This is a genomic window from Peribacillus sp. NPDC096447 (genome assembly GCF_044762725.1).
In the GTDB taxonomy this organism is placed as follows: Bacteria; Bacillota; Bacilli; order Bacillales; family DSM-1321; genus Peribacillus.
The window spans coordinates 1-13,092 of the sequence record NZ_JBIWEV010000019.1 but is presented as its reverse complement, the minus strand read 5'-3'; the positions used below and the strand labels follow the sequence as shown (position 1 = coordinate 13,092).

Annotated in this window: 14 protein-coding genes, 1 tRNA gene, 1 rRNA gene, 1 other RNA gene and 1 other annotated feature; of the genes, 12 read left to right on the top strand and 5 right to left on the bottom strand. The window is 40.9% G+C overall.

Going from position 1 to position 13,092, the window contains the following annotated elements:
• Positions 1–75 (top strand): 5S ribosomal RNA (rrf, locus tag ACIQZD_RS26250); the annotation flags it as partial.
• A gap of 84 nt (positions 76–159) precedes the next feature.
• Here rrf and ACIQZD_RS25940 read toward each other — a convergent pair.
• Positions 160–1,125 carry a YaaC family protein gene (locus ACIQZD_RS25940; protein ID WP_402907703.1) on the bottom strand — a complete coding sequence of 322 codons (966 nt, stop codon included), beginning with the start codon at positions 1,123–1,125 and terminating at the stop codon, positions 160–162.
• A 111-nt stretch (positions 1,126–1,236) separates the two neighbouring features.
• Here ACIQZD_RS25940 and guaB point away from each other — a divergent pair, with 111 nt between their 5' ends.
• From guaB to ACIQZD_RS25920, 4 genes are all read left to right on the top strand, one after another.
• Positions 1,237–2,700, top strand: a complete 1,464-nt coding sequence (gene guaB, locus ACIQZD_RS25935) for an IMP dehydrogenase (RefSeq protein WP_101226085.1) — start codon at positions 1,237–1,239, stop codon at positions 2,698–2,700.
• Positions 2,701–2,873: 173 nt separating this feature from the next.
• Positions 2,874–4,193, top strand: coding sequence for a D-alanyl-D-alanine carboxypeptidase family protein (locus tag ACIQZD_RS25930; protein WP_402907700.1), 1,320 nt, complete (start codon positions 2,874–2,876; stop codon positions 4,191–4,193).
• A gap of 69 nt (positions 4,194–4,262) precedes the next feature.
• Positions 4,263–4,488: a binding site (T-box leader), on the top strand.
• A gap of 63 nt (positions 4,489–4,551) precedes the next feature.
• The gene (gene serS, locus ACIQZD_RS25925; RefSeq protein ID WP_402907697.1) at positions 4,552–5,829 is read left to right on the top strand and encodes a serine--tRNA ligase; all 1,278 of its coding nucleotides are present in this window, start codon (positions 4,552–4,554) and stop codon (positions 5,827–5,829) included.
• 132 nt (positions 5,830–5,961) lie between these two features.
• Positions 5,962–6,054: transfer RNA gene (locus ACIQZD_RS25920), tRNA-Ser, on the top strand.
• A gap of 120 nt (positions 6,055–6,174) precedes the next feature.
• Here the strand turns inward: ACIQZD_RS25920 and ACIQZD_RS25915 are convergent.
• From ACIQZD_RS25915 to ACIQZD_RS25905, 3 genes are all read right to left on the bottom strand, one after another.
• Positions 6,175–6,846, bottom strand: coding sequence for a deoxynucleoside kinase (locus ACIQZD_RS25915; protein WP_402907694.1), 672 nt, complete (start codon positions 6,844–6,846; stop codon positions 6,175–6,177).
• Complete coding sequence (locus ACIQZD_RS25910) at positions 6,824–7,483, bottom strand: deoxynucleoside kinase (protein WP_402907691.1); 660 nt, start codon at positions 7,481–7,483, stop codon at positions 6,824–6,826. The genes ACIQZD_RS25915 and ACIQZD_RS25910 overlap by 23 nt, the downstream gene beginning before the upstream one ends.
• A 183-nt stretch (positions 7,484–7,666) precedes the next feature.
• Positions 7,667–8,212 carry a cysteine hydrolase family protein gene (locus tag ACIQZD_RS25905; RefSeq protein WP_402907688.1) on the bottom strand — a complete coding sequence of 182 codons (546 nt, stop codon included), beginning with the start codon at positions 8,210–8,212 and terminating at the stop codon, positions 7,667–7,669.
• A gap of 138 nt (positions 8,213–8,350) precedes the next feature.
• Here ACIQZD_RS25905 and tadA point away from each other — a divergent pair, with 138 nt between their 5' ends.
• The 7 genes from tadA (at position 8,351) to ACIQZD_RS25870 (ending at position 12,751) form a co-directional block, all read left to right on the top strand.
• Positions 8,351–8,857 carry a tRNA adenosine(34) deaminase TadA gene (tadA, locus tag ACIQZD_RS25900; RefSeq protein WP_402907685.1) on the top strand — a complete coding sequence of 169 codons (507 nt, stop codon included), beginning with the start codon at positions 8,351–8,353 and terminating at the stop codon, positions 8,855–8,857.
• Positions 8,858–9,004: 147 nt separating this feature from the next.
• Positions 9,005–9,269: signal recognition particle sRNA large type (gene ffs / locus ACIQZD_RS25895), an RNA gene on the top strand.
• 184 nt (positions 9,270–9,453) lie between these two features.
• Entirely contained in the window at positions 9,454–11,142 is a 1,689-nt protein-coding gene (gene dnaX / locus ACIQZD_RS25890) for a DNA polymerase III subunit gamma/tau (RefSeq protein WP_402907682.1), read from the top strand.
• A 21-nt stretch (positions 11,143–11,163) separates the two neighbouring features.
• Positions 11,164–11,481 (top strand): YbaB/EbfC family nucleoid-associated protein, encoded by a 318-nt coding sequence (locus ACIQZD_RS25885; RefSeq protein WP_053348895.1) that lies wholly within the window; start codon positions 11,164–11,166, stop codon positions 11,479–11,481.
• A gap of 60 nt (positions 11,482–11,541) precedes the next feature.
• Positions 11,542–12,138, top strand: a complete 597-nt coding sequence (gene recR / locus ACIQZD_RS25880) for a recombination mediator RecR (protein ID WP_034316264.1) — start codon at positions 11,542–11,544, stop codon at positions 12,136–12,138.
• Between the two features lie 20 nt (positions 12,139–12,158).
• Entirely contained in the window at positions 12,159–12,377 is a 219-nt protein-coding gene (locus tag ACIQZD_RS25875) for a YaaL family protein (protein WP_034316261.1), read from the top strand.
• A gap of 104 nt (positions 12,378–12,481) precedes the next feature.
• Positions 12,482–12,751 (top strand): pro-sigmaK processing inhibitor BofA family protein, encoded by a 270-nt coding sequence (locus ACIQZD_RS25870; RefSeq protein ID WP_375090815.1) that lies wholly within the window; start codon positions 12,482–12,484, stop codon positions 12,749–12,751.
• 110 nt (positions 12,752–12,861) lie between these two features.
• Here the strand turns inward: ACIQZD_RS25870 and ACIQZD_RS25865 are convergent.
• The coding region (locus tag ACIQZD_RS25865; RefSeq protein WP_402907676.1) for a hypothetical protein at positions 12,862–13,092 on the bottom strand (231 nt) is incomplete at its 5' end.

Genomic DNA, 13,092 nt, shown 5'->3' with positions numbered 1-13,092 from the left:
GAACACGGCAGTTAAGCTCTTCAGCGCCGATGGTAGTTGGGGGTTTCCCCCTGTGAGAGTAGGACGCCGCCAAGCCATTTTAAAAGATCAGCCATTCGGCTGGTCTTTTTTCTTCGTTTAAAACCAGATAAATTCTCCAAATGGATGTTTTTGGAAGTATTAAAGGTGGAACCTTCCGGACTTGATCCATTCAAATATTAAGAATGGCACCTTAGCTTGGCTTATTTTAAGGAATTGAACGATGCAGGGGTAATCATCATTAGGCATGGTTTTCAACAGTTCTGCCCACCATTCTGTTTCATAACGAGCTATTATGCTAAGGTTATAAGAAATCAAATAATGGATCAAAAGTTCAGGTAATGAAAAAGCTGACGAATCTTTATTTAGTGATAGCATGAACTGTCCTTCTGCAAAATTATACCGTATTGGGGAAGTTGCATTATGATTAGGGACGCCATCTGTTTTTAAATGCAGTGTCCCAGGAGCTTCTGAAATACTGTAAACTTGATTCGTTTTAGCTTTCAAAAATTCTTCCAACCGACTGCTGGACATTTGAAAGCTATCCAATACCGTTGATGGTAATTGAAAGCCATTCGAAGACGGTAACATGGCGACGAAATTTTTCTTTGAAACCGACCATGTAAAATTTTGCATGTCTGGGATTTCCTTCACTAATGTTCCCATGGAAAACTTTTCACCTTCCAGATGCTTGATATGAAATAACTTCTCGGCAATGCAGGTGAAAAGTCCATTCTTTTGCGTTTTCACTTCGTCCTTTAAAAATTCATATTGTTGTTTTTTCTTTTTTCTCGTTGTTACCCCATGGGCAAGCATCGAAGTTGATTCCGGATAGTTAGGGTCAATCGTGAGCAGACAAGCCTTTAACAATTGAGCGAATCCATAAAATGTAAGTATTGGTTGTATGGAAAGTGGTGCAATGGCAGCCTGATTATAATAAGTTTTAGCGTGTTCAAGATGGTAAATAAATGGATAACAATTATCGTAACTTTTTATTTCCGCTTCTGCTATTTTTTCGTGCATGTAACATTTTTGTAAAAAAAGTTGTGAGGAAGATGCGGAAAAAAAAGGTGTATATATATCGAAATTATCATTGTTTTCAGGCATTGCAGCTATCCTCCGAATTAATAGAATAATCAAACTTTTATTTCTCTTCTTGACAGTAGTATGTCCTATTGATAACCTACAAATAATATTTTTAAGCAGGAGGGGAAAATAATGTGGGAAAATAAATTTGCAAAAGAAGGTTTAACCTTTGATGATGTCCTATTAATTCCAGCGAAATCAGAGGTTTTGCCGAAAGATGTTAACCTTCAAGTCAACTTAGCTGAAAACTTAAGGCTCAACCTTCCTATCATCAGCGCAGGAATGGATACCGTGACAGAAGCTGAGATGGCAATCGCCATGGCTCGTCAAGGCGGATTGGGTATCATTCATAAAAATATGTCCATTGAAGCACAAGCTGAACTGGTGGATAAAGTAAAACGTTCAGAAAGCGGTGTAATTACCGATCCATTTTTCTTAACGCCGGATCACCAAGTATTCGATGCAGAGCATTTAATGGGTAAATATCGCATTTCAGGTGTTCCTGTAGTCAACAATATAGAGGATCAAAAACTTGTGGGTATCATTACAAACCGTGATTTGCGATTTATTTCCGATTTTTCCTTGAAGATTTCCAGTGTCATGACTGTAGAGAATCTGGTCACAGCGCCAGTGGGAACTAACTTGGAACAAGCAGAGAAGATCCTTCAAAAATACAAAATTGAAAAGCTTCCCCTTGTGGATGATAATGGAGTTCTTAAAGGACTTATTACGATCAAGGATATCGAGAAAGTCATCGAGTTCCCGAATTCGGCGAAAGATAAGCAAGGAAGATTACTTGCAGGTGCTGCAGTCGGCGTGACCAAGGATACAATGAAGCGTGTCGAAATGCTGGTTAAGTCCCATGTCGATGCAATTGTACTTGATACTGCTCACGGTCATTCAGAAGGCGTCCTTGAAATGGTTAAGGAAATCCGCGGGACATATCCTGAATTGACGATCATTGCCGGTAATGTGGCAACAGCTGAAGGTACGAAAGCATTGATTGAAGCGGGAGCTGATGTAGTGAAAGTGGGAATCGGACCAGGGTCAATCTGTACGACAAGGGTTGTAGCTGGTGTAGGTGTTCCGCAAATCACGGCAGTCTTCGATTGTGCGACAGAAGCAAGGAAACATGGTAAAACGATCATCGCTGATGGCGGAATCAAATACTCTGGTGATATCGTTAAAGCCCTAGCTGCAGGCGGACATGCAGTAATGCTTGGCAGTATGCTTGCCGGTGTAACTGAAAGCCCGGGCGAAACGGAAATTTTCCAAGGCCGCCGTTTTAAAGTGTATCGGGGTATGGGCTCTGTTGCTGCAATGGAAAAGGGATCTAAGGATCGTTACTTCCAAGAAGATAACAAGAAATTCGTACCAGAAGGCATCGAAGGCCGCCTTCCATATAAAGGACCTTTATCAGATACCATTTTCCAGCTGATTGGCGGCATTCGTTCAGGTATGGGATATTGCGGTACAGCCACATTGGAAGAGTTGAGGGAAAACTCTCAATTTGTCAAAATGACTGGTGCCGGATTAAGGGAAAGCCATCCTCATGATGTCCAAATTACAAAAGAAGCACCGAACTACTCAATGTAATGAATTTAACATATAATCGTCATTAAAATTTATTGTTAAAATAGACAGAGTCTGCGATTACTCTGTCTATTTTTTTTATTTTTTCTGTGATAAACTAGACAAGGTGTCAAGGGAATTACATAAAGTTTCTTCTTTGTTATAGAGATTAGCTTAAAAGTTGGAGGTATTGGAAATTGAAAAAAATCAGCAAGATGACCCTCATTTTCACTTTTGTTTTTGTTCTTGTTATGTCGCAATTTGCCTATCAACCGGGGGAAGCTGTTGCTGAATCTGATAATTTGGGTTTAAAAGCAGAGGCAGCCATCATCATTGATGGTGAAACAGGACAAATCGTGTATGAAAAAAATGCCGATAAAGTATTAGGGATTGCATCCATGTCTAAAATGATGACAGAGTACATCATAATGGAGTCAATTGAAAATGGGAAAATCAGTTGGGATCAAAAAGTTAAAATAAATAAATACGTACATGACCTTTCAAAAGCACCCAATTTGTCGAATGTTGGGTTAACGGAAGGTGAAGATTATACAGTTAAGGAACTATATCAAGCTATGGCCGTCTATTCCGGAAATGCGGCAACAGTAGCTTTAGCACAGCTAGTTTCCGGAAGTGAAAAGAGCTTCGTTAAGTTAATGAACGAAAAAGCGAAGGAATTAGGCTTGAAAAACCATAAATTCGTTAATGCCAGCGGCTTGAATAACGGCGATTTATTAGGGCAGTTTCCTTCAGGTGATGAAGATGATGAAAATATCATGACAGCAAAAGATACTGCACTTCTTGCTTATCGTTTAATAAATGATTATCCGGAAGTGTTGAAAATCGCCAGCATCCCTAAATTGAAGTTCCGTGATGGAAAAGAATATCCGAACTTCAACTGGATGCTGCCTGGCCTGATATTTGAATATAAAGGCGTAGATGGACTAAAAACGGGATCTACTGACTTTGCCGGATATGGACACACAGGGACGGTTATCCAGGACGGTCAGCGCTATATCACGGTGGTCATGAAGTCCACTAATAAAAACGAACGTTTTGCGGATAGCACTAAGCTTATGAACTATGCTTATGCAACCTTTAAAAAGGAAAAAGTCCTTCCTGCCAACTACCAGGTGAAAGGGAAAGAAACACTTTCAGTAGTGAAAGGCAAGGAAAAAAACGTTAAGATTCAATCTGAAAAAGCGGTCGAGCTACTTGTTGAAAATGGTGAGAAAGACAACTATAAAACAGATTTAGTGATCGATAAAAACAAATTGAATGATGATGGTAAGCTGACTGCACCAATCAAAAAAGGTGAAAAGCTAGGTTACATCACAGTCACTCCTAAAAAAGGTGAAGATTACGGGTACATCAACGGAGATCAGGTTAAGGTTAACGTCGTAGCTGCTGAATCTGTTGAAAAGGCAAACTGGTTCGTACTATCAATGCGAGCGGTTGGCGGATTCTTTGGTGACGTATGGAGCAGTGTAGCTTCCACTGTTAAAGGCTGGTTTTAAGTTTCACGTATAAAACGGTTGCGTAATGTATAAAATTATAGTACATTATGGAAAACAATCTGATTATATAAGAAAGCAATGACAGGAAATAGTAACAAGTATTTCTTTCTATAGAGAGCCGATGGCTGGTGGAAATCGGTGTGAGAGTTTTGTGAATCCCTCCTGGAGCAGAGTATGGAAAGCCTTTTGGGTCAGTAAGTACTTTCGGTTAAAAGCCGTTATCGTGATAAGTGGTAGGCGTTTTTAGATAGGCCTTCAACTAGGGTGGCAACGCGGGTTAACTCTCGTCCCTTCTTCAGGGGACGGGAGTTTTTTGCGTTCTTTGATAAAATATCAAAATATTAAGGAGGAACTGAAAATGTTGGATTTGAAATATGTAAGAAATAATTTTGAAGAAGTGAAGCGTGTATTGCAATTTAGAGGGGAAGATTTGACCGATTTAGGTAAATTCGAGGAACTGGATGTAAAGCGTCGGGCTTTGATTGCTGATACGGAAAAGTTGAAAAGCCAAAGAAATGAAGTTTCACAGCAAGTGGCCGTATTGAAACGGGAAAAAAAAGATGCAGATCAGCTGATTGTCCAAATGCGTGAAGTTGGTGACCGTATCAAAGGATTCGATGATGAACTTCGTGAAGTGGAAGCCCAGTTAGAAACATTACTTCTTTCCATTCCGAACATTCCGCATGAAAGTGTGCCTGTTGGTGAGACGGAAGACGATAATGTCGAAATCCGTAAATGGGGAGAGTTACCGGAATTCAAGTTTGAACCGAAACCACACTGGGATGTAGCCGGAGATCTAGGCATCCTGGATTTTGAACGGGCAGCAAAAGTGACCGGCAGCCGATTTGTATTTTATAGGGGTCTTGGTGCTCGATTAGAACGTGCATTAATCAGCTTTATGTTAGACCTTCATGTTGAGGAACATGGATATGAAGAAATGCTGCCACCATATATGGTTAATCGTGCAAGCATGACTGGCACAGGTCAATTGCCAAAATTCGAAGAGGATGCTTTCCGTATTGAAAGTGATGATTACTTCTTGATTCCTACAGCTGAAGTCCCGGTGACAAACTTCCATCGTGATGAAATCATGAGCATGGATGATCTGCCGATAAGCTATGCGGCATATAGTGCTTCATTCCGTTCAGAGGCAGGATCTGCAGGTCGTGATACCCGCGGGTTAATTCGTCAGCACCAGTTCAATAAAGTTGAACTAGTGAAGTTCGTGAAGCCGGAAGATTCTTATGCAGAATTGGAAAATCTCACGGGTCATGCCGAGAAGGTCCTTCAATTGCTAGGACTTCCATACCGAGTGCTGAGCATGTGTACGGGAGACCTTGGCTTCACTGCTGCTAAAAAGTATGATATCGAGGTTTGGATCCCGAGTTATGGGACGTACCGCGAAATTTCTTCTTGCAGTAACTTTGAAGCATTCCAGGCTAGACGGGCCAATATCCGCTTCAGACGTGATGCAAAAGGTAAACCGGAACACGTCCATACTCTAAATGGATCAGGTTTGGCAATCGGCCGTACAGTCGCAGCCCTTTTGGAAAATTATCAGCAGGAAGATGGCAGTGTTATCATTCCTGAAGTATTACGTCCATATATGCGCGGTGCGGAAGTCATTAAACCGTAAGACAAAAGGAATCAGCTTCTGATTACAGAGGCTGATTCTCCTTTTTATCAAAGTTTGAAAATTATTTTAAAAAAACTTTATAGAGGGCTTGACTTTAATTTTAATTCCATGTAATATAATAAATGTTGATACGGAGGTATACCCAAGTCCGGCTGAAGGGATCGGTCTTGAAAACCGACAGGGGAGTCAAATCCCGCGGGGGTTCGAATCCCTCTACCTCCTCCATAACTTATTAATAACCACAGCGCATAAATTGGATATCGATGAATTCCGTTGCAGATATGTAACGGGATTTTTGTTTTCTAATATATTAAAAAACCACCGGATAACCGGTGGTTTTTCTTTTTATACATTTCGCAGCAACTTGGTTTGCTCCATATATTCGGCAATCCGTTTTATAAGAGGTTCAATGCTTGCTTCATCCTGCATAAGGTCATATTCGTTTATATTTAATCGTAGGACAGGGCAGGCGTTGAATTGATCAATCCATTCTTCATAACGGCCGTGCATTTCCTGCCAATATTCAATTGGGGTATGCTGTTCCATTGGACGGCCGCGTTCTTGGATCCGGTCTAGGATATCATCAAGCGAACCTTCGAGATAGATTAGTAAATCAGGGTGCGGGAAGTATGGCGTCATTACCATGGCATTGAAAAGGCTTGTATACGTTTCGTAGTCCACATCATTCATCGTGCCTTTTTCATGATGCATTTTTGCAAATATCCCGGTGTCTTCATAAATGGAACGGTCTTGGATAAAACCGCCGCCATACTCGAAGATTTTTTTTTGCTCTTTAAAACGTTCAGCGAGGAAATAGATTTGCAGGTGGAAACTCCAGCGATTAAAATCATCGTAAAACTTATCCAGGTAGGGGTTCGTATCAACCTTCTCAAAGGATGTCCTGAATTGAAGGGCATCGGCTAAAGCATTAGTCATGGTCGATTTTCCTACGCCAACCGTCCCTGCTATCGTAATGACGGCATTGTTTGGAATATTATATTTCTTTCGTAAGTTCATTTGACTTTACTCCTTTGTGCAGGGCATTCTCTATTTGGCTGATTATCGTTTTCAAATCATCCTTGTTCCCGACAAAATCCAGCTCATCTCCGTTGAATGTAAGAACAGGTATGTCAGGGTGCTGTTTCTCAAACGCTTCCATGAATGTTCGATAATCCGCGGATAACTGCTCTAAATAAATGGAGGATATATTTTTTTCGAATTCACGACCTCTTTTACCGATTCGGGAGAGAAGAGTATCAAGACTTGCGTTTAAATAAATCACCATATTAGGTTTAGGCATATCCCGTGTTAAAATATTGAATATTTCAAGGTATTTATTGTATTGTCCGTTCTTTAACGTTCGTTCAGCAAATATCAAGTTCTTGAATATATGGTAATCAGCCACCACGGCTTGGTCATTAGTAAGATACTTTTTTTCGATATCTTCCAATTGTTTATAACGGTTACACAGAAAAAACATTTCTGTTTGAAAGCTCCACTCATCAATATCATTATAGAATTTCCCGAGAAATGGATTTTCATCTACAATTTCCTTCAATAATGAAATTTGAAAATGATCTGCGATAACTTTTGCAAGTGATGTTTTTCCCACGCCGATTGGACCTTCGACGGTGATAAATGGGGTGGATTTCATCCAATCTGTCCTCCTTCAATGAGGTATCAAGCTGAAATTCCCGGTTATTAGGTTTTTCGCCAAGAGATATTGTATCACAGACTTGGGACTTTAGTGACATTTTTGTCAGGTTGATAAAGAAAGAGAATGAAAGAGTGTTATTGGGGGATGTATGTAGGTTAGTGCCCTTGTTCGATTGAATGCTTAAATGTTTTCACCTTCTTTTATGGACGCCTTGAGAACATGGTTCATCATCTTTAATGCGTAATGATTATCTTCCTTTGATGCGGAAGCGATGCAATCCTTCGGAATCCATAACTTATATTCCCGCATATAGGCGTCATTGGCCGTGAATAGGACGCATATGTTTCCAGCTATTCCAGTAATGATCAGTGTTTCCACGTTTAATCGTTTAAGCAGTGTATTGAGTGCCGTCCCATAAAATGCGGAATGCTTCGGCTTGATGAGAAAGAATTCGTCTTGTTGAGGTTTTATTCTTTCAATTAATGAGGCATTTCCTTCATTCTTACATCTAGCAATAATTTTATCGAAGTCAGCCTGCCATAAATCATAATGATCGTTGATATAAATGATTGGAAAACCCTTTTCTTTCATTTGCTTTTTTAATTTCAAAATCGGATCGACGATAGGCTTCGTATGTGCAAGGAGCATATTCCCGTATTTGAAATCAAAATCATTGATCATATCAATGATAAGCAATGCAAAAGAAGGCGTTTCAGGTCGATTCATGGTTATCCTCCTGTATTGTGAGAATTTACTTGCGGCACGTATGCCGCATGCGTTACTATTCATTAGAACAAGTAGTATGACCTTTATTTTGTCTTATATTTGTCTGTTTACTCCTACTTAATATAAGGGGGTTTTTTTTTGAAGGATGATGTTTATTACATGAATTTAGCCTTAAAGGAAGCGAAAAAGGCGCAGATGTTGAATGAAGTGCCGATTGGCGCTTTAATCGTAAAAGATGATCAAGTTATTTCGACGGGGCATAACCTGAGGGAAACGGAACAAAATGCGACGGCACATGCGGAGCTGCTTGCGATCAATGAGGCTTGCCGTGCTACTGGCAGTTGGCGTCTTGAAGATGCGACATTATATGTAACGCTGGAGCCTTGTCCCATGTGTGCTGGTGCGATCTTGCAATCAAGGGTAAAAAGGGTTGTTTTTGGAGCCCATGACCCAAAGGCTGGCTGTGCAGGGACATTCATGGATTTACTCCAAGATGAACGCTTCAACCATCAATGTGATGTAACAAGCGGTGTATTAGGGGAAGAGTGCGGCTGGATATTGACTTCTTTTTTTAAAGAGCTTAGGAATAGAAAGAAAACGTTGAAAAGAGAGCAAGCACTCAAAATTGCCGAGGAAAATAAATAGGTGAAAAACGAATGTTGAAGATGGGGCTTTGCTTCATTTGATAAATTTGGAATCAAACTGTCCATGAACAACACTTGCGTTTTTTTTGTTACCTTAGTATAATGAATTATGCGTCGACATGACGCTTTGAAATTGGTATTACTTTTGCCGTGCTAGACGGGGAGGTAGCGGTGCCCTGTACTCGCAATCCGCTCTAGCGAGGTTGAATCCCTTCTCGAGGTTAGCATTCTGTAGGGCCTGCCTTAAGTAAGTGGTGTTGACGCCCGGGTCCTGCGCAATGGGACTCCATGAACCATGTCAGGTCCGGAAGGAAGCAGCATTAAGTGGAAGTTCTCATGTGCCGCAGGGTTGCCTGGGCCGAGCTAACTGCTTAAGTAACGCTTATGGTTGCTAATCGACAGAAGGTGCACGGCAGTTATTTTACATAAACAAAAAACTCATTCGTATCGGGTGGGTTTTTTTTTTATGCCAAGAAGGTAAAGCGCTTGGCATTTTTGAAAAAAATGAGGCAATGATAGAATTTCTTTTTAGACTTTGATATTAAGGAAATCAGTAATGTATAATAAACAAGGTGGAGAAAAAAAGGAGGGATTTCCGTGGGGTATCAAGCATTATACCGGGTATGGCGGCCACAACAATTCATTGATGTAGTCGGGCAGGAACATGTAACGAAAACGTTGCAGAATGCCTTGGTCGGGCAGAAGGTTTCGCATGCCTATTTATTTTCCGGTCCGCGTGGAACAGGGAAAACAAGTGCTGCCAAAATTCTGGCGAAAGCAGTGAACTGTGAGCATGCCCCGACAAATGAGCCCTGTAACGAATGTGCTACCTGCCGCGGAATCACCGATGGCTCCATATCAGATGTTATAGAAATAGATGCAGCATCCAATAATGGTGTCGAGGAAATCCGTGACATTCGTGATAAGGTCAAATATGCACCGAACGCGGTTACATATAAAGTTTATATCATTGATGAGGTACATATGCTATCACAAGGTGCTTTCAATGCACTTTTAAAGACATTGGAAGAACCCCCGAAGCACGTGATTTTTATATTGGCGACGACTGAACCTCATAAGATTCCACTAACGATCATTTCCCGTTGCCAAAGGTTTGATTTTAAAAGGATCCAGCCTCAAGATATAGTTGGCAGGATGTCACAGATCATCGCAGAAACAGGTGTTTCATGTGATGAGCAAGCCCTTCATATCATTGCGAGGGCAGCCGAAGGCGGGATGCGGGATGCACTAAGCCTTCTTGATCAAGCGATATCCTTCAGTTCAGAGACGGTTTCTGTGGAAGATGCATTGACTGTCACCGGTTCTGTTTCGCAGGCGTTTTTAAGCCGGCTGGCAAAAGCTATATATGATAAAGAAGTAGCGGTGGCACTTGAAGTCCTTGAAGAATTGCTGGCCATGGGAAAAGACCCGGCTCGGTTCATTGAAGACATGATTTATTATTTCCGTGACATGCTTTTGTTTCAAACGGCACCGGCACTGGCAGAATCCTTCGAGCGTGTTTTGATAGATCCCCAATTTAAGGAATTGGCAGAAGTGATCTCTTCTGAATCGATTTACTCCATTATCGAAAGCTTCAATCAAACACAGCAGGATATGAAATGGACAAATCATCCAAGGATTTTCCTTGAAGTGGCACTTGTGAAGTTATGTAATGAGCAAAGGCCAAATCAAAATGATAACGGGCAGCTGCTGCAGCTGCAGCAGAAAATAGAAGATTTAGAGAAGAAATTGATTGAAATGCAGAAAAACGGCATTCCGGCAGCCATGACAGAAAAGCCTGCAGAGCAGGCTAAGGCGCAAAGGGCTGTTAAAAAGGCATATAAAGCACCTGCAGGAAAGATCAATCAAGTTTTGAAACAAGCTACAAAGCCAGGTCTTAATGCTGTGAAAAGTAAGTGGGCGGAAGTGCTTGAGCAGTTAGGTCAGCAAAACCAAAAGTCATTGGCAGCTTTATTAACGGAGGCAGAACCTGTTGCTGCGTCAACTGAAGCTTTTGTGGTAAAATTCAAATATGATATTCATTGTCAAATGGCAATGGAAAATAACCGTTTCGTGGAAGTGATAGCCTCGATCATGCAGCAATTGACCGGACACCGAATGGAGATAGCTGGAGTTCCGGAGAGCCAGTGGCAAAGGTTGCGGGAGGACTTCATCTCAACACAGCAGTTCGACGGTCCCGAAGAAACGGAATCAAAAGAAGAAGACCCCTTTATAGCAGAGGCTAGGAAATTAGTCGGCGATGATTTACTTGAAATTAAAGAATAATTGGAGGTAAGAAAAATGGGTATGCGCGGCGGTAATATGCAGAACATGATGAAACAAATGCAAAAGATGCAAAAGAAGATGGCAGAGGCACAAGAAGAATTAGGTGAAAAAAAGATTGAAGGAACTGCTGGCGGCGGAATGGTAACGGTCATCGTGACTGGACATAAAGAAATCGTCGATGTAATCATCAAACCGGAAGTTGTCGATCCGGATGATATCGATATGCTTCAGGATTTAGTTCTGGCTGCGACTAACGATGCTTTGAAAAAGGCGGAAGAACTGACAAACCAAACGATGGGACAATTCACTAAGGGAATGAACCTTCCGGGTATGTTTTAAGCAAGTTCAAAAGAAACTTCCTTTCAGGGGGTTTCTTTTGAAATTTTTAGGAGGAATTCGATGCATTATCCAGAACCAATTTCCAAGCTCATTGACAGTTTTATGAAATTGCCGGGGATTGGTCCTAAAACGGCTGCTCGATTAGCCTTTCATGTACTAAGCATGAAGGAAGATACTGTTTTGGATTTTGCAAAGGCACTTGTTAATGCTAAGCGGAATCTTATGTATTGCTCAGTCTGTGGTCATATTACAGATCAAGATCCCTGTTATATCTGCGAAGATCAAAAGAGGGACAGAAGTTTGATTTGTGTGGTTCAGGACCCTAAAGATGTAATAGCCATGGAAAAGATGAGAGAGTTCAATGGTTTATACCATGTACTGCATGGCAGTATTTCCCCGATGGACGGAATCGGTCCGGAAGATATAAATATTCCTGATTTATTAAAGCGCCTGCAAGATGAAACGGTGCTGGAGGTCATTTTGGCTACTAATCCTAACATTGAAGGTGAAGCGACAGCCATGTATATTTCGCGGTTGCTTAGACCATCAGGGATCAAAGTGACCCGAATTGCCCACGGACTTCCTGTTGGCGGAGATTTGGAGTATGCGGATGAAGTGACGCTATCAAAAGCAATTGAAGGAAGAAGAGAAATATAAGGTAGCTGGGAGGACTTCACTTGTTCTTTCGTAAAAAAAAGAAACTTCGGAATGAATTCAATGATTCATTAATCGAAGAGCTTGAACAGTTGAAATGGAATTGGCATAATCAAAAATCATTACTTGAAAAAAGCGTTGATCCATCTGAGGAAGTAATCGCCCAAACGAGACTGGCGGAAGTGAAATATTTCTACTTATTCAGGGAAGTTAAAAGAAGGAATGTCCGCTTAAAAAGATGATAAGGAAATGGCTGTGAAGGATTTCATATTCCTCATGGCCATTTTTTTCAGTTCTTAATCCATCGTTCCCTTCATATAAGTGTAGTACAAGCTTGCGGGGAGGAATGAGTTTGGAACCAGTTGTCTTTGTTGCCGTAGTTGGCGGCCTGATTTTAATGCTCCTTATTATCGGGGCGCCATTAAGACCCGTCCGGTTCATAGGACAGGGGATTATAAAAATCATTATCGGTGCAGCATTTTTGTTCTTTTTGAATACACTTGGGAATCAAGCGGGCATTCATGTTCCCATCAACCCTGTTACGTCGGCAGTCGCCGGCCTGCTTGGAATACCGGGAGTTGCCGCTTTGGCAGCCATTGGTTATTGGATTATATAAAGGAATTGCGTAGAAGTCATTCTTATGAAAACCTCATGGATATCTCCTTGGGGTTTTTATCATGTTATAGTTTTTTTGAAAAAACTAATTAAACCATTGACGATAGCTCATCAACCTGATAATATATTAGGAGTCGCCAATAACGACATCATAAATTGCTCAATCAAAAAACAATATAAAATAGTTGTTGACATTAGATTGGGTAAGTGATATGATAATAAAGTCGCTTGCGAAGTAACGACGATAAATCGCTCTTTGAAAACTGAACAAAACAAAGCGCCAACGTTAAATTTTAAGTGAGCACACACTATCAAAAAAGCAAATGAGCAAGTCAAACATTT